Raw genomic sequence first — 20,516 nt, 5'->3', positions numbered from 1 at the left:
GAACCACCTGCCGATGGTACGCGTGCCGAGTTGGCCATGTGCGTCTGACCTCACCGAACAGCCTCATCTGAGGCGCATGTCACCGGCGGTGGCGATACCGTCCGCGTCGGGCGCGACACCGGCATCCCAGAACGCGCGGTACCTCTTACCCAACGCGAGCAACTCGCGGTGTGTTCCCAGCTCGACGATTCGGCCGTCGTCGACGACCGCGATCACGTCCGCCCGTGCCGCGGTGGCCAGCCGGTGCGCCACGATGACCGACGTCCGACGGTGGGTGAGTGCCTCGCCGGCGGCCAGGACGAGCGCCTCCGTGGCCTGGTCGAGCGTTGCGGTCGCCTCGTCGAGGAGCAGCAGGTCGGGCCGGACGAGTTCGGCGCGGGCCAGGGCGATGAGCTGGCGTTGACCGGACGACAGACCCTGGCCGCGTTCGCCGATCGGGTGATTCATCCTGCCGGGCAGCTCGGCGATCATCGTCGCGGCGCCCACCGCGGCGGCGGCCGCGGCGACCTCGGTGCGGTCGGCGCCGGGGCGACCGTAGGCGATGTTGTCGGCGACGGTGCCGGTGAACAGGTGGGGTTCCTGCGGTACCACGCCGATGCGGCTGCGGTACTGCTCGAGTGGATGGTCGCGGATGTCTTCGCCGTCCATCCGGACCGCGCCGGAGGTCGGATCGTAGTAGCGGGCGAGCAGCTTGACGATGGTGGACTTTCCGGCGCCGGTCCGGCCGACGAGAGCCAGCGACGTGCCCGGCGGAATCGTCAGATCGACGTCGGTGAGTGCGTCCCGGTGGGCCCCCGAGTAGCGGAAGGTCACGTCGTCGAGGTGCGCGCATCCGTCGAAACCGTCCGCCGGCACCGGGATCTGCCGGTCACGGTCGGCCAGTGAACTGCGGGTGCGGATGAGATCGCCGATGCGTCGTAGGCCCACCGCCGCCTGCTGATATCCGTCGAACACCTGAGAGAGCTGTTGGACCGGCCCGAACAGCATCGACAGGTACAGGACGAAGGCGACGAGAGTGCCTGCCGACAGGGAGCCCTGCGTGATCTGGTGCGCACCGACGGCGATCGCGACCGCGGTCGCGATGTCGGACATGAAGGTGATGAACGGGAAATAGATGGAGATCGCCTTCTGCGACACCATCCGCGCGGCCACCCAGTCGTGGGTGCGGCGGGTGAAGCGATCCGTCGCCGCCGGGATGTGGCGGTAGGTCTGCGTGGTCTTGATGCCGGCGATGTTCTCTTGGAAATCGGCGTTGACGACGCTGACGAGCTCACGGGATCGGGTGTAGGCGACCGAGGAGATGCGTCGGAAGGCGATGGTGGCCACGACGAGCACCGGCAGCACGGGCAGGATCAGCGCACCGAGCAGCGGGTCGGTGAGCACCAGGGCGATCGTGACCCCGACCAGCGTGAGCGCGGCGACGACGGCCGTCGACAAGCCGGTCTGCATGAACGTCGACAACGCGTCGACGTCGGTGGTCATCCGGGTCATGATGCGACCGGACAGTTCCCGCTCGTAGTAGTCCAGTCCGAGGCGTTGCAGGTGCGCGTAGCTGCGGACCCGCAGTCCGAACAGCACACGTTCGCCGGCGCGGGTCGAGGTCATCGTCATCGCCGACGATGCGACCCAGCCGACGGCGACGAGCACGATCCCGAGGCCGGTCGCCCACCACAGGGTCGACTCGTCGGCCTGGGTGGCCGCGTCGATCACCGCGCGGGCGAGCGACGGGAAGGCCAGTCCGATGAGGGTGTCGACAGCGATGGTCGCGATCGCGGCGGCGAGCAGCCACCGCACCGGACGCAGCAGCCGTCGGAGCGAGAACTGCCGGCTCTCCGCCCGGACCTCGTCGACGTCGACGGAGGGCTGTTCGTCGGCCGGGGGGAGCGCGTCGACCGCCGCGGTCAACTCGGGGGTCGCCGGCATCGATCCGAGCGCGCCGCCGATCCCACTGCCACCTTTTGCGCCGCCGCCACCCGGGCCGGTGGTCGGGACGGCCGGGCGACGAATGGTCGGCTCCACACCCGACATCGACGAGCTGTGGTCGGTCGACCCGGCCGAGCCGGTCGGCCACAGCTCATCGAGGTCGGGGGACGGGGGGAGTTCGGCGATGACGTCGCGTCCCACCTGTTCCGGGTCGGCCGATGCCATCAACGCGCGGAACAGTTCGCAGCGGCGATCGAGTTCGGCGACGGTCCCGATGTCGACGATGCGGCCCCCGTCGAGGACCGCGACCCGGTCTGCCAGGGCCAGCGTTGATCTGCGATGTGCGAGGAGCAGCATCGTCCGGTGTTCGTCGCGCAGTGACCGCAGGATCTGCGCCTCGGTCGTCGCGTCCACCGCCGAGGTCGCGTCGTCGAGGACGAGGACGCGGGACTCCGCATACAGCGCCCGCGCGAGCGCGACACGCTGCCGTTGGCCGCCGGAGAGGGTGAGCCCACGCTCGCCGACGACGGTGTCGAACCCGTCCGGCAGGGCCTCGATGAACTCGAGGGCATCGGCGCGTCGGGCCGCGGACACCAGCCGCGGTTCGGGTTCTCCGGTCACCGCCGTGGTCTCGGACGGCCCGAGGAGGATGTTGGCCGCGATCGTGTCGGAGTACAGGAAGGGCTCGTCGAAGACCACCGACACGGCACCGTGCAGGGCATCCGGTGCGAGTTCGTCGACGGGATGCGCGCCGTCGGTGGCGATGAGCTCGACAACGCCGGTGTCCGTGCGGTAGTAGCGTCCCGCCAGGTCGGCGAGGGTGGACTTCCCCGAACCCGGACGTCCCACCACCGCAACGCATTCCCCGGGCTCGACGGTGAGGTCGACGTCGGTCAGTACGGGTCGGTCGCCGAATCCGAAACCGACGCCGCGCAGCCGGAGGCCGAGCGGGCCGTCGGGGACCGTCGCGGTGTTGGATGCGGTCGGGTCACGCGGCTCGTCGATGACGTCGTACACCCGGTCGACCGCTGCGCGCGCGAGCTGGGCACTGACCACGAGGTTGGTGAGCAGCCGCGCCAGGGCGGTCATCGATGCGATGTACGTGGCGAACGCGAGGAAAGTCCCGGCGGTGATCTCCCCGTGCATGGTCAGGTATCCGCCGACGGCGATGACGCCCACCATGCCGAACTGCGGGATGGCTGCCATCGTCGGGGTGAAGCGCGCGTTGATCCGGCCTGCTCGCAGACGACGCGAGAACAACCGTTCGCAGAGTCCGACCAGTTCGTCGACGGCGCGGCGCTCCTGGCCGAACCCCTTGACGACTCGGACTCCGGTGACGGTTTCCTCGACATGCTGGGCGACGTCGGCGGCAGCCTGTTGCGCCGACCAGGTGGCGGCGAACAGCTTGCGGCGCATGCGGAACACCACCAGCGCCACCAACGGGAAGATCAGCAGGGCCACGCCGGTGAGCAGAGGTGACAGATAGGTCATGATGCCGATCGCGAACACCACCTGGACGGCCGCGCCGAGCGACAGGGGCGTCATGGCCAGGAGTCCCTGCACGATCTGGAGGTCGGAGATCGACCGTGAGACGATCTGCCCGGTTCGGATGCGGTTCTGCGCGTTGCCATCCAGATGGAGCAGGGTGTCGAGTAGCTGCAGGCGCAGACCGTTCTGCACCTTGATCGACAAGCGCCCCGCGGTGAGCCGTCGCCCGAATTGGCACCCGTAGCGGACCACCGCGAGGACAACCAGCCCGGTGACGATGAGCTGGATCGACAGTCCGTCGCGGACGGCGCCGGTGGCGTGGTCGATCGCTGCCTTGGCGAGCAACGGGGCGATGAGGTCGACCGCCACGGCGACGGCGGTGACCGCCAGCGTGACGCCCACCAATCCGCGGTGCCGGAGGCACTCCGCGGTCAGTCGTCGGATCCAGCCGACGCGTTCGGGGGCGTCCTGGGTGTTCGGCGTGTCGCGGCCCGGCCGCGTCGGTGATTGCAGCGCGTCGATCACCGACGGCCTGGCGGGAGCCCGGTGTTGGTGCCGACGATCTCGCCGTCGATCGTCCATGTCTGCGGTGGCGAACCGAAGGCCTCGCGTGCATTGGCGATGACGCGTTTGCCCAGAGCGCGGTTGCCCACGCCCCCGATCATGGCGCCGATCCCGGCCGGCAACAGCTTGCCGAACACGAGGGGCGCGCGCTTGAACGCGTACTTCTTCGCGACTTTGTTGACCAGGGTCTTGTTCAGCTTCGCGAGTCCGCCCCCGGGGATGCTGGCACCGCCCAGACGCCGCAGGGCGCCACCCCGCGTGCCGACGAGCCGGCCGAGTGCGACCACACCCTCTTCGCCCAGTGCGACCGCGAGGACGAGGGTCTTACGTCGTTCGGTGTCGTGCACCGGAATCCCGTGCACCTCGGCGATCGACAGTGCGAGCAGCGCCGATGCCTCGAGGAAGAAGGCGGTCTCCCCGGTCATCGCACCGAGTGCGGTCATGGTGCCGACGCCGGGGATCGCCGCGGTCGCCCCGACCGCACCGCCGGAGCCGGTGACGGTGGTGAGATAGAGCTTTTCGAGTCGAGCGATGATCTGTTCCGGGGTCTCCTCCGGGTGTGCGTTGCGCAGGTTTCGTACGTACTTGGCCACCGCGGGCGCCTGGAGTCGCTGCGCGCGGTCGAGGAGACCACCGGTCACCTCGACGGCCTTGCCGGGTGGCTGCTGATCCGCGCTGCCCCGGCCGGCTCCCGACTTGCTGATCTCAACCATTGAGGGGTACTCCGTTCTCGGGGGCGACGACCTCGCCTGGTTTCGGTGGCCCGGGTGGCGTCCCGTCGCCGAACGGTCGACCGCCGAGGTCCTCACGATGATGGGCGGTCAGCCAATTGCGCAGGTCCGGACCAACCGGTACGACACCGGTCGGATTGATGTCGCGGTGGACCTCGTAGTAGTGCCGTTTGATCTGGGTGAAGTCGATCGTGTCGCCGAACCCAGGCGTCTGGAACAGGTCGCGGGCGTAGGCCCACAGCACGGGCATCTCCGACAGTTTGGTCCGATTGCACTTGAAGTGGCCGTGGTAGACGGCGTCGAAGCGGGCCAGCGTGGTGAAGAGTCGGACATCGGCCTCGGTGATGGTGTCGCCCACCAGGTATCGGCGGTCGGCGAGCCGGTCGGACAACTCGTCGAGTTTGGTGAACAACCTGTCGTAGGCCTTCTCGTAGGCATCCTGGCTGCCGGCGAATCCGCAGCGATAGACGCCGTTGTTGACCTCGGTGTACACACCTCGGTTGACGTCGTCGATCTCGTCGGCCAGGTGCTCCGGGTAGAGCTCCGGGGCCCCGGGCCGATGGTGTTCGGTCCACTCTCGTTCGAGGTCGACGGTGATCTGCGGGTAGTCGTTGGTCACGACCGCGCCGGTCGGGATGTCCACGATCGCCGGGACGGTGATGCCTTTCGGGTATCCCGGATACCGCTTCTCGTACGCATCCTTGAGTCGGGGGATCTGCAACACGGGATCGAGTCCGCCGGGGTCGAGGTCGAACGTCCACGAATCGGAGTCGTGGGTGGGCCCGCACATACCCATCGACAGCGCGTCCTCGAGGCCGAGCAGCCGCCGGACGATGATCGTGCGGTTCGCCCACGGGCAGGCGCGGGCGACGACCAGTCGGTATCGACCGGCCTCGACGGGGAATCCGTCGCGACCGTCGCGAGTGATGCGGGTGCCGATGTATTGCGTGTCCCGGACGAACTCCTGTCCGGTCATCACGTAGACACCCTGTTCCGTGGCCGAGCCGGCGGTGGATGCGCCGTCGGTCGATACCCCTCCGGGGGATGCGCCTGCGGTGTCCGGGCTGCTGGTGTTCATGAGATCCACAGTAGTGACCCGGTCGGACTGTTGGCACGAGATGGCCGGAGCGGTATATTCCACACGGAATATTTCAGTCCGGCCAGTGGAGGACACATGGGAGCGACCCCCCCGACGGCGGCGATGCCGCCGCTCGCGGTTCTGGTGCTGGGTCTGGTCGCCGAACGGCCGATGCACCCGTACGAGATGTTCCAGACCACGATCGAGCGCAACGAGGACCGGCTGGTGAAGTTCCGGCCAGGAACGCTCTATCACACGGTCGATCGCCTGGCCGACAAGGAATTGATCGAGGTACACGACGTGCAACGGGAGGGGAACCGCCCCGAACGCACCGTGTACCGGATCACCGGCGCGGGTCGGACGGCGCTCGCGCACAGCCTCGAAGAGATCCTCGCCACCCACCCGACCGAGTACCCGCAGCTCTACCTCGCACTCTCCGAGGCCCACGGACTGCCGCGGGCGCGCGTCATCGAACTGCTCGGACGACGGCTGGAGGCGATGCGCTCCGAACTCGATGCGCTGCGCACAGGCGCCGCCGATGCCGCCGAGCGCGCGGTCGCCGAGATGTTCTACCTCGACATCGGTTGCCGGATCGCCACATTGAGCGCACAGGTCGACTGGCTCGACGACCTCCTCGGCCGGCTCGAGGCGCAGTCCATCGAGTGGCTGGACGATCCGGGTTCCCCGTATCGCACCACAGCCGGCGCCCGCGACACAGACGGCGCCCGCAACACAGACGACACACACAAGAAAGCAGCCGACGCATGACTCTCCCGACGACGTCACCGACGCCGGTGACCACCCGCCCATGGGCGGCGATGCTGGCCCTCTGCGTCGGCTTCTTCATGATCCTCGTCGACATGACGATCGTTGCGGTGGCGCAGCCGCAGATCCAGGTCGCCCTCGACGCGAACGTCAACGGCATCGTCTGGGTCACCAGCGCCTACCTGCTGACCTACGCGGTGCCACTGCTGATCACCGGACGACTCGGTGACAAGTACGGACCCAAACGCGTGTACCAGATCGGTCTGCTGGTGTTCACCATCGCCAGCGTGTGGTGTGGCTTCGCCTCGACGATCGGTGAACTGATCGCCGCCCGCGCGCTGCAGGGCGTCGGTGCCGCGTTGATCACCCCGCAGACGATGGCGCTGATCACCCGGATGTTCCCGCCGGAGAAGCGTGGCGCCGCGATGGGAGTCTGGGGCACCGTCGCGGGTGTCGCGACGCTGGTCGGCCCCTTGCTCGGCGGGATTCTCACCGACTGGCTCGGCTGGGAGTGGATCTTCTTCGTCAACCTGCCGGTGGGCGTGATCGGCCTGGTGCTGGCCGCGATTCTCGTCCCCGACGTCGACACCCACGACCATCAGTTCGACTGGCTCGGTGTGGTCCTGTCGGCGGTCGGCATGTTCGCACTCGTCTTCGGTATCCAGGACGGCGAGAAGTACGGCTGGAACGGCTGGATCTGGGCACTCATCGGCGGCGGCCTGGTGTGCATGGGCCTGTTCGTCATCTGGCAATCCCGGATCACCCGCGAGCCGCTCGTCCCGCTGTCGTTGTTCGCCGACCGCAACTTCTCGCTCGCCAACATCGGCATCGCGTCGATGGGTTTCGCGATCTCGGGCCTGATGATCCCCGTCATGTTCTTCCTGCAGCTGGTGGGCGGTATGACGCCGACCCAGGCCGCGGTGATGATGGTGCCGATGGCGGTGCTCACCGGTGTGCTCGCGCCGATCGTGGGACGGATTCTCGATCGGGTCCATCCACGGATCATCATCGCCTCGGCGCTGCTGCTCAATGCGATCTCGGTCGGCTGGCTCGGCCTGATCGCCCGCCCGGAGACTCCGGTGTGGCAGCTGATCGTCCCGTTGAGTCTGATGGGTGTCGCGTCCGCAGCAATCTGGGCGCCGCTCGCGGCCACCGCGACCCGAAACCTGCCGTGGCATCAGGCCGGTGCCGGTGCCGGGGTGTACAACACGACCCGGATGATCGGTTCGGTGCTCGGCAGCGCCGCCGTCGGTGCCCTGATGCAGACCCGGCTGGCCGCCCAACTGCCCGGCGTCGACACCGAACACAACACATCGGGCGGTCCGCTGCCGGAGTCGGTGCGCGAGGGGTTCGCCGTGGCGATGGGCCAGTCGCTCCTGCTGCCGGCCGCGGTGTTGCTGATCGGGGTCGTCGCGGCGCTGTTCTTCGCGAAGCCCCGCCACCAGGCGACGGCCCCGGCGGCGACCGCCGGACACGGCGACACCTCCGCGGCGGGGCCGGTCACCACGCGCTGAGTGGCTCACGGTGGTCTGAGGCTTCGCCTCCCACAGTCTGTCGGCCGACGCTCGTAGGATGCGGCACGAGAGTGGGAGGTGAGACATGACCGTGCCGTTGTTCGAGTTGCCCGATCCCGAGCTACCTGATGACGTGTTGCCCGATGCCGAGCTGCCAGTTCCCGGGCCGCGGGTGATCGGCCGGGCCGAGTCGCGCGGCGAGCGTTTCGCTCCGGCGTCCGAGACGGCCCACGAGGTCACGTTCGTGCACACCGCCGACTGGCAGCTCGGGATGACGCGCCACTACCTCGGCCCGGAGGCGGCGCACGCCTACACGGCCGCACGCCTCGAGGCGATCGAACGGATCGGTGCGCTCGTCGCTGAGGTGGACGCGGAGTTCGTGGTGGTGGCCGGCGACGTGTTCGAAGACCAGCGGGTGTCGTCGAGAATCATCCGGCGCACCCTCGATGCGCTCGCGGCCTTCGGCGTTCCCGTCTATCTGCTGCCGGGTAACCACGATCCCTACGATGCGGCCGGGGTCTACCGCTCGCGGACGTTCGTGCAGGCCTGCCCGGACAACGTCACCGTCCTGTCGGGTGAGGGGGTGCATCAGGTCCGCGACGGGGTCGAACTCGTGGCCGCACCCTGGGCGCACAAGCACCCCGGCGCGGACCTTGTCGGCCGTCAGGTCGCACGCTTGTCGCCCGGCGACGGCATCCGAATCCTGGTCGGGCACGGGGGAGTCGACGAGATGACCCCGGGCAACGGCACGTCGCTCATCGGCCTCGGATCGCTCGAGACGGCGGTCGAGTCCGGGGTCGTGGACTATGTCGCGCTCGGCGACCGCCACTCGGTCACGTCCGTCGGCTCCACCGGGCGGATCTGGTATCCGGGTGCGCACGAGGTGACCAACTTCGACCACATCGAAGAGTCTCCGGGGCACGCACTCGCGGTCACCCTGCGCCGGTCCGGCTCAACGCGAGAGATCGATGTCTCGCCACATCGTGTGGGGCAGTGGTCGTTCCGGACCATCTCAGCAGATGTCGGAGGCGTCGCCAACATCGAGGCCTTGCGCGCCCGGCTCGGCGAGATCGACGACAAGCCCCGCACGGTGCTGCAGCTGGGTCTCGTCGGTTCGATCTCGGTCGCCGACAGTGCCGTACTCGACGATCTGCTCGACGAATGCGCCGACCGGTTCGCCGCGGTGACCCGATGGGGGCGGGCCGACGACCTGGCCGTGCTCGCCGACGACGCCGACCTCGACGAGCTCGCCGTCGGCGGATATGTGCGTGACACGGCCGAGGAACTGTTCGCCCACAGTCGGTCCGACGATTCCGACAGTGCGCGCAGTGCGCGCGACGCGCTGGCATTGCTGCGGCGGTTGGCGGGGAACTCCCGATGAGACTGCACCGGATCCGCCTGCGCGACTTCCGCGGCGTCGCCGACCGGGACGTCCGCTTCGCCGACCGCGGGGTGACCGTCGTCGAGGGTGCCAACGAGGCAGGCAAGTCGTCGATGATCGAGGCGCTCGCACTGCTGCTCGACACCCGTGCCGAGAGCAAATCGGCGAAGGTACGGTCGATCATGCCCGCCGGGCGTGAGGTCGGAACCGAGGTCGAGGTCGAGATGTCCTGCGGACCATGGCATTTCACCTACGGAAAGCGGTTCAACAAACAACCTTCGACCACCTTGACGGTGCATCGGCCGCGGCCCGAACACCTCACCGGGCGTGATGCGCACGAACGTGTCGGTGAGATCGTCGGCGAGCACGCCGACCTCACCCTCTTCCGGGCCCTGCGCATGCTGCAGTCCGGTGAGCCCAGTGCTGTTGCGGTGGGCGATAGTTCGGCCCTGGCGCGTGCACTCGACCGTGCTTCCGAGGCCACCGACGGTGCCGCCGACCGCGGGGACGGCGGCGACGTCGAGGACCAGACGCTGATCGATGCCGCGGCCGCGGAATGCCGGCGCTATCGGACACTGGGACAACGACGTCCGACCGGCGAGCTCGCCGACGCGATCCGGGCTGCCGACCAGGCCGCGGACCGGGTCACTGTGTTGACGCGGGCCCGCGAGGCCGTCGACGCCGATGCGCGTCGGCTGGACGAGATCCTCGAGCGCCGAGCCGAGTTGGCGCGGACGCGGGAGCTCCGCGAGGTCGAGCGCGACGAACTGGCGGTGAGCTGGGCGGAGATCGAGCGGCTGCAGACCGAGCTCGCCTCGGCGAGCGCGGAGGTCCGACACCTGCTCACGGTCAGTCAGCTCGCCCAGCGCGACGTCGCCGAGCGTGAGCGGGTCGCCACCCAGATCGATACGACGACACGTGAGTCGGAAGAACTGGCGGCGGGTATCCGGGCGCACGGCGCCCGGGCCGAAAGGGCCGCCGCCGACGTGCATGCGTTGCAGGATGAACTACGCGCGGTGCGTGAGCGGTGGGAGATGGTACGCAGCGCGCTGTCGGCCGCGCAGGCCACCCAGCGCAGCCGGGAACACCGCCGCGCACTGCGCGAGCTCGACGAACGACTTACCGAAATAGACCGCATCACAACACAATCCGCCCGGCTTGACGAGGCACTGAAGACCAACGGGATGGACGCGGCGGCGGTCCGAACCGCGGTCGAACTGGCCCGGCGCCGGGCGGTCGCGCAGGCACGCCTCGAGGCGACGGCCGCGCGCTTCACCGTGGAGCGGACCGGTTCGGTGCCGGTGACCGTCAACGGCGAACCCATCGACACTGTCGCCGACCGGGTCGCCGTCGACGATGCGCTCATCGAGGTGGACGGGATCATCCGCGTCGCCGTCCGGCCGGGTGCGGACACCGCCGGTCCGGCCGAGGACCTGTCGACCACGGACCGCGAGATCGAGGGGTTCTGCGCCCACCACGGACTCGAGATCCTCGACGACCACGCGGAGCGGGCTCGTGAGCGCGCAGATCTCGACGAACGATGGTCGGTGTCGCGCCGCCGGGCCGAGGACCTGCTCGCCGGCTCCACCCGCGACGCCCTCGGCGCGCGTCGTGACGAGCTGGCCGCCCTCGTCGATGCCGATCCGTCGTCGGGCGACGTCGACCCCGACGACATCGCCTCCCTCGCCGACACCGAGCGGGAACTGTCCGAACTCGTCATGTCCGCAGAACGCGCAGTGACACAGCGTCAATCGGCCGAACGTGACGCGCGCACCCAGGTTCGGATGGCCGGGGAGGAGCGTGACCGACTCGCCGAGCGGGTGGCCGAGCTGCACGAGCGTCGCGCCGCGCTGCTCGCGGAACTCGGTGACGACGACGCCCGCCGCACGGTCGAGCTCGCCGCCCGACGTCTCACCGAGGCCCGTGATCGCGTCGCCCACCTCGAGCGCGAGCTCTCGCGCCTCGACGCCACCGAGATCGGACTCCGCCGCGAGCGGGTCGGCGGCCGGCTGGCCGCCATCGACCGTGAACACGCCGCGCTCGAACGCCAGGCAACCGAACTGCGCACCCGGATCGAGCTCTACCGCGACGAGTCCCGGTTCGACGATCTCCAGGAGGCCGCTGCCGAGCACGACGCCGCGCGCGCGACGCTGGCCCGCGTCACACGGCGCGCGGATGCGGCCGAACTGCTCTTCCAGACCCTCACCGACAAACGGCAACAGGCACGCACCCGTTACGCCGATCCGTTCGCTCGTCGTCTGGAGGAGTTGGGCGCCTACGTCTTCGGCGAGGGAGTCCGGTTCGACGTCGACGATAATCTCGACGTGGTGTCGCGGACCGTGGACGGCGTCACCATCCGACACGATTCGCTGTCCGGGGGTGCGCGGGAGCAACTGGCTCTGCTCACCCGGCTGGCGTGCGCCACCCTGGTCGACGAGGACGACGGGGTGCCCGTGCTCGTCGACGACGCGCTCGGCTACAGCGATCCGCAACGACTGGCGGCGATGGCAGGCGTCCTCGGCGCGGCAGGGCGTGACGCCCAGGTCATCGTGCTGACGTGCAGTCCGGATCGATACCGCGACGTCCCCGACGCCGAGATCGTCGCGGTGTGACGCCGACGGGCCCGCGAGGCGACGCGCCGCATACGTTTTGGGGTCATCGGGACGCGTGCGCTAGGCTGACTCTCGCCCGTTGAGCCCCCGTAGCTCAGGGGATAGAGCGTCTGCCTCCGGAGCAGAAGGCCATAGGTTCGAATCCTATCGGGGGCACCATCTTGATCTCGCCCGCGCGATCCCTCTGACGCGCACTCTCCAACCTCGTGCGCGGGTTGCAACCCGCGCGTCTGGTGGCAAGCTGCGCGATCACCGCGCACGACCGTGGTTCTGACCCCAAGATGTGCGCATGAGCACTAACGCCGGCGCCGCAGCCCTCGGTGATTCCGAACGCGTCCTGACAGCCACACTCGGCAAACAGTGCTGGGGTTTCATGATCGGTTCGGCGCTGTTCGCCCTCGGGTCGGCGCCGGGATTCGTCGACTGGGCCGGCGCCTCGGTGGCAAACGTGTGCTTCTTCGTCGGCGCCTGGTTCTTCACCGGCGCAGCGTTGATCCAGTTCGTCCTCAGCGGCGCAGCGGTGGTCGACACCTCCGACGGGCGCAGGCACATCAGGATGGAGTGGCTGTCGGCGGCAACGCAGTTCGCCGGCACCCTGCTGTTCAACGTGAGCACGGCGGCGGCCCTGAACGCCGACACGATCGCCGACGAACGTCGGCGTGTCTGGACGCCCGACGCCGCCGGTTCGGTCGCGTTCCTGGTGAGCGGGGTCCTCGCCGTCGTCGTCCTCACCCACACGGTCCGCCTGTGGGCGCCGCATCGCGGGGACTGGTGGGCGACGCAGATCAACCTGCTGGGTTGTGTCGCCTTCGGTGCCTCGGCGGTCGGCGCGTACGTGAACGCGTCGGGTGACGTGGTCAGTGCGTCGGTGGCAACCGCGGGAACGTTCGTCGGAGCTATCTGCTTCCTGGTGTCGGCCGCTCTGACGCTACCCAGAACCGCACCTCGCTGACCCGAAGCCGATGTCGGTCTGCAAACGTCAGGTCATCGACGACGTCAGTTCATCGGCAGCGGCTGAGCATTGCGTTCGGCCAGCATCGTCTCCATCAGCGCGATCTCCGCGTCCTGGGTCTCGCGCATCTCGGTCGCCAGCTCGCGGACATCGCCCTCGGAGACGTTGTCGGGATTCATCGCGTGATCCATCATCGGCAGGCCGCCCTCGTGGTGGCGCAGCATCAACTGCACGAAGTAGATGTCGGCCTCGGGTCCGCGCAGCGCGCGCAGTCGCTCCATCTCGGACTCCGTCGCCATTCCGGGCATCGCCGGGGACTCGGCGCCGGCTGCGGGTGATGCCGCCGGGCTCGACGGCAGCGCGGAACCGGTGTGCGCACCGTGGCCCTCATGCGCCTCGTGCCCCGAACCGGCCGCCCCATGGCCCATCCACGCCATCGACGTGTCCGTGCCGGCGTGGGGGTATCCCCACGCCGTCAACCACGCCTCCATGTGCCCGATCTCGTTGCTCTGCACCGCGAGGATCTGCACCGCGAGATCGCGGACCTGCGGGTCGGTGCCGTTCTCGAGCACGATCGTCGACATCTCCACGCCCTGCTCGTGGTGATGGATCATGTCCTGCGTCAAACCCACGGCCGCGGAATCCTCGGCCGGCGCGGCCGCGGCGGCGTCGTCGCTGCGCACCATCGTGGAGATCACCATGGCCAGTCCGATACCCACCAGCAGCGCAACCACGGTGGCGAGGGCGGTCATCAGTGTCCGGCGCGAGGCGGCCGACGACGGCTCGTGGTCGGGGTCCGCCGTGGAGGTCGAGGGTGCGTCGGCGGGGCGCGGATCCGGATCGGTCACGGTCACTCCTGTTCACACGGACGGCAGACTCCACCGCGCTACTTCTCGACGGCGCCGGTCAGTGTACGCACCGTCCGATTCGTCGGGTTGACGATCGTCGCCGGCCCGGCGGCAGGAGGCGATTGTCCCCGCCGGGACGTGGGCCAATAGGATGGTGCACCGTGACTCCCGCCGACCTCGCTGCGCTGTTGCGCACCGTGACCCTGACCGTCGTCCGCGACCGCGGCCTCGACGATTCACTGGTGCCCGAGACCGTCGTCGTAGAGCGTCCGCGGCACGCCGACCACGGCGATTACGCCACCAACATCGCGCTCCGGCTCGGCAAGCAGCTCGGGGTGGCGCCGCGTGATCTCGCGGGCTGGCTCGCCGACGCCTTCGCGAGCACCGACGGCATCGCGAAAGCCGAGGTGGCGGGACCCGGATTCGTGAACATCTGGCTGGCGGCCGCTGCGCAGAACTCCGTCGTCGCGACCGTCCTCGACGATGCCGCCGCCTATGGTCGCGGCTCTGAGCTCTCCGACCGCACCATCAACCTCGAGTTCGTCTCCGCCAACCCGACCGGGCCCATCCATCTGGGCGGCACCCGGTGGGCAGCGGTCGGTGACGCGCTGGGACGGGTGTTGTCGGCGCGCGGCGCCGACGTCACCCGGGAGTACTACTTCAACGATCACGGCACCCAGATCGACCGGTTCGCCAGGTCGCTGGAGGCGTCGGCGAAGGGGGAGCCGACACCCGACGACGGTTATGCCGGTGACTACATCGCCGAGATCGCCGCGCAGGTCGTCGAACAGGTGCCCGGCGTGCTGGATCAGCCCGACGCCGCGCGGTTGGAGACCTTCCGGTCCGTCGGCGTGGAATCGATGTTCGACCAGATCAAGACGAGCCTGCACGACTTCGGCACCGACTTCGACGTCTACACACACGAGAACAAGATGTTCACCTCGGGTCTGGTGGACAAGTGCATCGCCGAACTCAAGGCCAACGGCAATCTGTACGAGGCCGATGGCGCCTGGTGGCTGCGGTCGAGCGACTTCGGTGACGACAAGGACCGGGTCGTGATCAAGAGCGACGGTGACGCCGCCTACATCGCAGGTGACATCGCGTACTACAAGGACAAGCGCGAGCGCGGCTTCGATCTGTGCTTCTACATGCTCGGCGCCGACCATCATGGCTACATCAGCCGGCTCAAGGCCGCGGCCGCCGCCCTCGGCGACGATCCGGCCACCGTCGAGGTCCTCATCGGCCAGATGGTCAACCTCGTCCGCGATGGCAAACCGGTCCGGATGAGCAAGCGGGCGGGGACCGTCATCACTCTCGACGATCTCGTCGATGCCGTCGGTGTGGACGCCGCGCGGTATGCGCTGATCCGATCCTCGGTGGACGTCAACATCGACATCGACCTCGACCTGCTCCGCAAGCAGTCCAACGACAACCCGGTGTACTACGTCCAGTACGCGCATGCGCGGCTCTCGGCGCTGGACCGCAACGCCGCCGAGTTGGGGCTGGCGATGTCGACCGCTCACCTCGACCTGCTCGACGACCCGGCGGAGGGCGAACTGATCCGGACGATCGGCGATTTCGACGAAGTGGTCGCCACCGCCGCGGAACTGCGTGAACCGCACCGGATCTGCCGGTACCTGGAGAGCCTGGCCGGTGCCTACCACCGCTTCTACGCCCGGTGTCGCGTCCTCCCGCAGGGCGATGAAACACCCGGCGACATCCACGCTGCACGACTGGCGCTGTGTGACGCGACCAGACAAGTCATCGCCAACGGCCTCGGGCTCGTCGGCGTGAGTGCCCCGGAGCGGATGTGAACGCGCACCCGGCCGGGCCCCGGCACGCCGAACTCCTTGCCGCGCCGCACCTCGCGGAGCGGCCGAATGGTCCTGCCGAACTCGCGACGATCCCCGCGAACGTGTGGCCGCGGCACGCCGCCCGCGACGATTCCGGCGAGGTCCGGCTCGCCGGTGTCGGGGTCGGTGAACTCGCCGAGACCTACGGGACGCCGTTGTTCGTCGTCGACGAGGCGGACTTCCGGTCGCGGTGCGCCGACATGCTCGCGGCCTTCGGCCCGTACGGGCGCGTCCACTACGCGTCGAAGGCGTTCCTGTCCACCGAGGTGGCTCGGTGGGTCGAGGAAGAGGGCCTGTGCCTCGACGTCTGCACCGGCGGTGAACTGGCCATCGCCCGCCATGCTGGGTTCCCCCCGGAGCGGATCGCGTTGCACGGCAACAACAAGAGCGTCGACGAACTGGCCATGGCGCTCGACATGGGTGTCGGTCACATCGTCTGCGACTCGATGATCGAGATCGAACGGCTCGACGCGCTCGCCGGTGAGCGCGGCGTCGTCGCCGATGTCCTCGTCCGCGTGACCGTCGGCGTCGAGGCGCACACGCACGAGTTCATCTCGACCGCGCACGAGGACCAGAAGTTCGGTTTCGCACTGGCCGGCGGTGTCGCGATGGCTGCGGTGCGCCGGGTGTTCGCGACCGACAATCTTCGCCTGGTCGGCCTGCACAGCCACATCGGTTCGCAGATCTTCGACATGGACGGATTCGAGCTCGCCGCCCACCGCGTCCTGGGACTGCTCAAGGACGTCGTCGCCGAGTTCGGTGTGGATAAGACCGCACAGCTGTCGGTGGTGGATCTCGGTGGCGGACTGGGCATCTCCTACCTGCCCGACGATGACCCGCTGCCGATCGGCGACGTCGCGGAGACGCTCGCCGACATCGTCCGCCGCGAATCCGCTGCGCTCGGCCTACCGATGCCGACCATCGCGGTCGAACCCGGCCGCGCGATCGCCGGCCCCGGCACGGTCACCCTCTACCGGGTCGGAACGGTCAAGGACGTGACCGTCGGCAAGAACCTGACGCGCCGCTACGTGAGTGTCGACGGCGGCATGAGCGACAACATCCGCACCGGGCTCTACCAGGCCGAATACGACATCCGCCTGGTCTCCCGGGTCTCCGATGCCCCGGCCGTGGTCAGTCGGGTCGTCGGCAAGCACTGCGAGAGCGGTGACATCGTCATCAAGGACTGCTGGTTGCCCGGCGACGTCGCACCGGGGGACCTGGTGGCGGTCGCGGCCACCGGGGCCTATTGCTACTCGATGTCGAGCCGCTACAACATGGCGATGCGACCCGCCGTGGTGGCCGTCCGCGACGGATCGGCACGGCTGATGCTGCGTCGCGAGACGATCGACGACTTCCTCGCCCTGGAGGTGACCGAATGACAGATAATCCGGACCGCACGATCGGCGTGGCCGTGCTCGGCATGGGCAACGTCGGCGCCGAGGTCGTGCGCATCCTCGACGAGAGTGCCGGCGACCTGCAGTCGCGGGTCGGCGCCCCGGTCGAGCTGCGCGGTGTGGCCGTGCGCGATCTCGCCAAGCCGCGCAAGGTCGCCCAGGAGTTGCTGACCGACGATCCGGCCGCACTCGTCGCCCGCGACGACGTCGACATCGTCGTCGAACTGATGGGCGGGATCGACCCGGCGCGTGGACTGATCCGCAACGCACTGGAGAACGGCAAGTCGGTCGTCACCGCCAACAAGGCGTTGCTGGCGGAGTACACCGGTGAGCTGGCGACCGCTGCGGCCACCCGGAAGGTCGACCTGTACTTCGAGGCCGCGGTCGCCGGAGCGATCCCGGTCGTCCGCCCGCTCATGCAATCGCTGGCCGGTGACACGGTGGAGCGGGTCGCCGGGATCGTCAACGGCACCACCAACTTCATCCTCAGCGCGATGGACGAGACCGGCGCCGACTACGACGACACGCTCGCCGAGGCGGGCCGGCTCGGGTACGCCGAGGCCGATCCGACGGCCGACGTCGAGGGCTACGACGCAGCGGCCAAGGCGGCCATCCTGGCGTCCATCGCCTTCCACACCCGGGTGACCGCGGCCGACGTGCACCGCGAGGGGATCTCGTCGGTCACCTCCGCCGATCTGGTGGCGGCCAAGAAGTTCGACTGCACCGTGAAGCTGCTGTCGATCTGCGAGCGGGTGCACGGCACCGACGGCCGGCAGAGCATCTCCGCGCGGGTGTATCCCGCACTCATCCCGCTGAGTCATCCGCTCGCGACCGTGAACGGAGCGTTCAACGCCGTCGTCGTCGAGGCCGAGAATGCCGGTCGGCTGATGTTCTACGGTCAGGGTGCCGGTGGCTCGCCCACCGCGTCGGCGGTCCTCGGCGACATGGTGATGGCCGCGCGCAACAAGGTGCACGGGGGGCGAGGGCCGCTCGAGTCGACCTATGCGTCGCTGCCGATCGCGCCGATCGACGATGTGCCCACCCGCTACTACATCTCGATGAAGGTCGCCGACAAGCCCGGTGTGCTCGCCCAGGTGGCCGGTGAGTTCACCAAGCGGTCGGTCTCCATCGCCGCGGTTCGGCAGGAAGGCGCGGGCGACGACGCGCGCCTCATCCTGGTCACCCACCGCGCACCGGACCGAGCGCAGTCGGAATGCGTTGCCGCACTTGAGGACATGGACTCCGTGATCAAGGTGTCCAGTGTTCTGCGATTGGAAGGAACCGATGACTGACGTGACCCCGGTGCATCAGCGCTGGCCCGGACTGATCGAGGCCTACCGCGACCGACTGCCGGTCGGCGACGACTGGCAGGTCGTCACCCTCCTCGAGGGTGGGACGCCGCTCATCGCGGCCCCGCACCTGTCGCAGCTCACCGACTGCGAGGTGTATCTGAAGGTCGAGGGCCTCAATCCGACCGGGTCGTTCAAGGACCGGGGGATGACGATGGCCGTCAGCACCGCGGTCAACAACGGCAAGACCGCCGTGCTGTGCGCGTCGACCGGCAACACCTCCGCGTCGGCCGCCGCCTACGCGACCCGCGCGGGGATCACCTGCGCGGTCCTCATCCCGGAGGGCAAGATCGCGATGGGCAAACTGGCCCAGGCGGTCATGCACGGCGCGAAGATCATCCAGGTCCAGGGCAACTTCGACGACTGCCTCGAACTCGCCCGCAAGGCCACCGCGGAGTTCGGCGAGATCGAACTGGTGAACTCGGTGAACCCGTCCCGGATCGAAGGCCAGAAGACCGCGGCCTTCGAGATCGTCGACGTGCTGGGTCGTGCACCCGACGTCCACGCCCTGCCGGTCGGGAACGCGGGCAACATCACCGCCTATTGGAAGGGCTACACCGAATACCATCGCGACGGGGTCAGTGCCTCTGTGCCGCGCATGCTCGGTGTGCAGGCCGCCGGCGCCGCCCCGCTGGTCAACGGCGCGCCGGTCAAGGACCCCGAGACCATCGCAACCGCCATCCGCATCGGCTCCCCGGCGAGCTGGAATCAGGCGGTCGCGGCAAAAGACGAGTCCGCGGGCCAGTTCCGCGCGGCGACCGACGAGAAGCTTCTCGAGGCCTACCGGTTGGTTGCCGCCCGTGAAGGTGTCTTCGTCGAGCCTGCGTCGGCGGCCAGCGTCGCCGGCCTGCTGGCCGCCCGCGCCGACGGCTGGATCGAGGCCGGGTCGACCGTCGTCTGCACCGTGACCGGTAACGGCCTCAAGGACCCGGACACCGCGCTGGCGGGCATGCCCGAGGTGGAGGCGATCCCGGTGGACCCGATCGCTGTGGCCGATGCCCTCGGTGTCCGCTGAAGCGCCCGGAGCGGGCATCACGATGACCGACGACATTGCCGTGACCGATGCGAAAGTGCGGATTCCCGAAGGGATCTCGGTCAGAGTTCGGGTGCCGGCGTCGAGTGCGAATCTCGGCCCCGGCTTCGACTGCCTCGGCGTAGCGCTCGGCATCTATGACGAGATCATCGTCGAGACGACCGCCGACGGCATCGAGGTCGAGGTCACCGGTCAGGCCGCCGACGAGGTTCCCCACGACGGCTCCCACCTCGTCGCTCGGGCGATCGCGCGTGGGCTGAGTGCCGGTGGGGCGATCGCACCAGGTCTGAAACTGCGCTGCGTCAACGCGATTCCGCACTCCCGCGGCCTCGGATCATCCGCGGCGGCCGCCGTATCGGGCCTGGCCGCGGCGTCCGGTCTGCTGGCCGAGGCGGGTATTCGGCCACCGTTCGACCCCGACGAACTGGTGCAACTGTCGTCTGAGTTCGAGGGTCACCCCGACAACGCCGCCGCGAGTGTGCTCGGTTCGGCGGTCGTCACCTGGACCGAGCAGGGGGGCCCCGAGAACCGCTACCGGGCACGCCGGCTGGTGGTGCACCCCGACATCACCGCCACGGTGTTCGTCCCCGACACCGAGTCCTCGACCTCGTTCACCCGCGGACTGCTGCCGGACTCGGTGCCGCGGCACGACGCGATCTTCAACGTCAGTCGAGCAGCCCTCGCGGTCGTCGCGTTGACCTCGGACCCGACCGCGTTGTTCGCCGCCACCGACGACCGGCTGCATCAGGGCTACCGCGCCGAGGCGATGGCGCCCACCGCCGCGCTGGTCGCCGAGCTACGCGAGCGCGGATTCGCCGCGACCGTCTCCGGCGCCGGACCCACCGTCCTCGTGCTGTCGATCGGCCCGGTCCCGGCCGACGTGCGTGAAGTGGCCTCGGCCTCGGGATTCGTGGCGTCCACGGTGGCGATCGCCGGAGGCGTCGAGATCAGCCGGTCGTCGGACTGAACACGCCATTCTCTGGAAATCGAGGGTGTGTTGCCGGAATCCTCTCGGGCGAGTTACCATATAC

At 68.9% G+C, this 20,516-nt stretch carries 14 protein-coding genes and 1 tRNA gene; 11 read left to right on the top strand and 4 right to left on the bottom strand.

The window, feature by feature from the left end; genetic code table 11:
• Positions 1-63: 63 nt before the first annotated feature.
• The 3 genes from VZC37_RS00225 to VZC37_RS00215 are packed head-to-tail and all read right to left on the bottom strand — an operon-like array spanning position 64 to position 5,682.
• Positions 64-3,936, bottom strand: coding sequence for an ABC transporter ATP-binding protein (locus VZC37_RS00225; protein WP_431309292.1), 3,873 nt, complete (start codon positions 3,934-3,936; stop codon positions 64-66).
• Positions 3,933-4,688, bottom strand: coding sequence for a hypothetical protein (locus VZC37_RS00220; RefSeq protein ID WP_330430410.1), 756 nt, complete (start codon positions 4,686-4,688; stop codon positions 3,933-3,935). The genes VZC37_RS00225 and VZC37_RS00220 overlap by 4 nt, the downstream gene beginning before the upstream one ends.
• Positions 4,681-5,682 (bottom strand): glutathione S-transferase family protein, encoded by a 1,002-nt coding sequence (locus VZC37_RS00215; protein ID WP_330431651.1) that lies wholly within the window; start codon positions 5,680-5,682, stop codon positions 4,681-4,683. Before VZC37_RS00215 ends, VZC37_RS00220 begins: the two co-directional genes overlap by 8 nt.
• 198 nt (positions 5,683-5,880) lie before the next feature.
• Here VZC37_RS00215 and VZC37_RS00210 point away from each other — a divergent pair, with 198 nt between their 5' ends.
• The 6 genes from VZC37_RS00210 (at position 5,881) to VZC37_RS00185 (ending at position 13,008) form a co-directional block, all read left to right on the top strand.
• Positions 5,881-6,552: a PadR family transcriptional regulator gene (locus tag VZC37_RS00210; RefSeq protein ID WP_330430409.1), complete on the top strand. Its 672-nt coding sequence runs from the start codon at positions 5,881-5,883 to the stop codon at positions 6,550-6,552.
• Positions 6,549-8,063 (top strand): MFS transporter, encoded by a 1,515-nt coding sequence (locus VZC37_RS00205; RefSeq protein ID WP_330430408.1) that lies wholly within the window; start codon positions 6,549-6,551, stop codon positions 8,061-8,063. The genes VZC37_RS00210 and VZC37_RS00205 overlap by 4 nt, the downstream gene beginning before the upstream one ends.
• Positions 8,064-8,148: 85 nt before the next feature.
• Positions 8,149-9,444, top strand: a complete 1,296-nt coding sequence (locus VZC37_RS00200) for a metallophosphoesterase family protein (protein WP_330430407.1) — start codon at positions 8,149-8,151, stop codon at positions 9,442-9,444.
• Complete coding sequence (locus tag VZC37_RS00195) at positions 9,441-12,056, top strand: AAA family ATPase (protein WP_330430406.1); 2,616 nt, start codon at positions 9,441-9,443, stop codon at positions 12,054-12,056. Before VZC37_RS00200 ends, VZC37_RS00195 begins: the two co-directional genes overlap by 4 nt.
• 83 nt (positions 12,057-12,139) lie before the next feature.
• A tRNA-Arg gene (locus VZC37_RS00190) sits at positions 12,140-12,215 on the top strand.
• A gap of 130 nt (positions 12,216-12,345) precedes the next feature.
• Positions 12,346-13,008 (top strand): hypothetical protein, encoded by a 663-nt coding sequence (locus VZC37_RS00185; protein WP_330430405.1) that lies wholly within the window; start codon positions 12,346-12,348, stop codon positions 13,006-13,008.
• Between the two features lie 44 nt (positions 13,009-13,052).
• Here VZC37_RS00185 and VZC37_RS00180 read toward each other — a convergent pair whose 3' ends face one another.
• The gene (locus VZC37_RS00180; protein ID WP_330430404.1) at positions 13,053-13,856 is read right to left on the bottom strand and encodes a DUF305 domain-containing protein; all 804 of its coding nucleotides are present in this window, start codon (positions 13,854-13,856) and stop codon (positions 13,053-13,055) included.
• Positions 13,857-14,017: 161 nt separating this feature from the next.
• On the opposite strand from VZC37_RS00180, the gene argS reads away from it, so the two are divergent.
• Genes argS through thrB form a run of 5 tightly spaced genes read left to right on the top strand, consistent with a single transcriptional unit; the run spans position 14,018 to position 20,452 of the window.
• Positions 14,018-15,670, top strand: coding sequence for an arginine--tRNA ligase (gene argS, locus VZC37_RS00175; RefSeq protein ID WP_330430403.1), 1,653 nt, complete (start codon positions 14,018-14,020; stop codon positions 15,668-15,670).
• The gene (gene lysA / locus VZC37_RS00170; protein ID WP_330430402.1) at positions 15,667-17,088 is read left to right on the top strand and encodes a diaminopimelate decarboxylase; all 1,422 of its coding nucleotides are present in this window, start codon (positions 15,667-15,669) and stop codon (positions 17,086-17,088) included. The genes argS and lysA overlap by 4 nt, the downstream gene beginning before the upstream one ends.
• Entirely contained in the window at positions 17,085-18,395 is a 1,311-nt protein-coding gene (locus VZC37_RS00165; protein ID WP_330430401.1) for a homoserine dehydrogenase, read from the top strand. The genes lysA and VZC37_RS00165 overlap by 4 nt, the downstream gene beginning before the upstream one ends.
• Complete coding sequence (gene thrC, locus VZC37_RS00160) at positions 18,388-19,467, top strand: threonine synthase (protein WP_330430400.1); 1,080 nt, start codon at positions 18,388-18,390, stop codon at positions 19,465-19,467. Before VZC37_RS00165 ends, thrC begins: the two co-directional genes overlap by 8 nt.
• Positions 19,448-20,452, top strand: coding sequence for a homoserine kinase (gene thrB, locus VZC37_RS00155; RefSeq protein WP_431309291.1), 1,005 nt, complete (start codon positions 19,448-19,450; stop codon positions 20,450-20,452). Before thrC ends, thrB begins: the two co-directional genes overlap by 20 nt.
• Positions 20,453-20,516: the final 64 nt, after the last annotated feature.

Origin of the sequence: Gordonia sesuvii, assembly GCF_036350415.1 — a bacterium.
Taxonomy (GTDB): Bacteria; Actinomycetota; Actinomycetes; order Mycobacteriales; family Mycobacteriaceae; genus Gordonia; species Gordonia sesuvii.
Note: the sequence above shows the minus strand (reverse complement) of the source record. Positions and strands in the feature narration are given on the sequence as shown.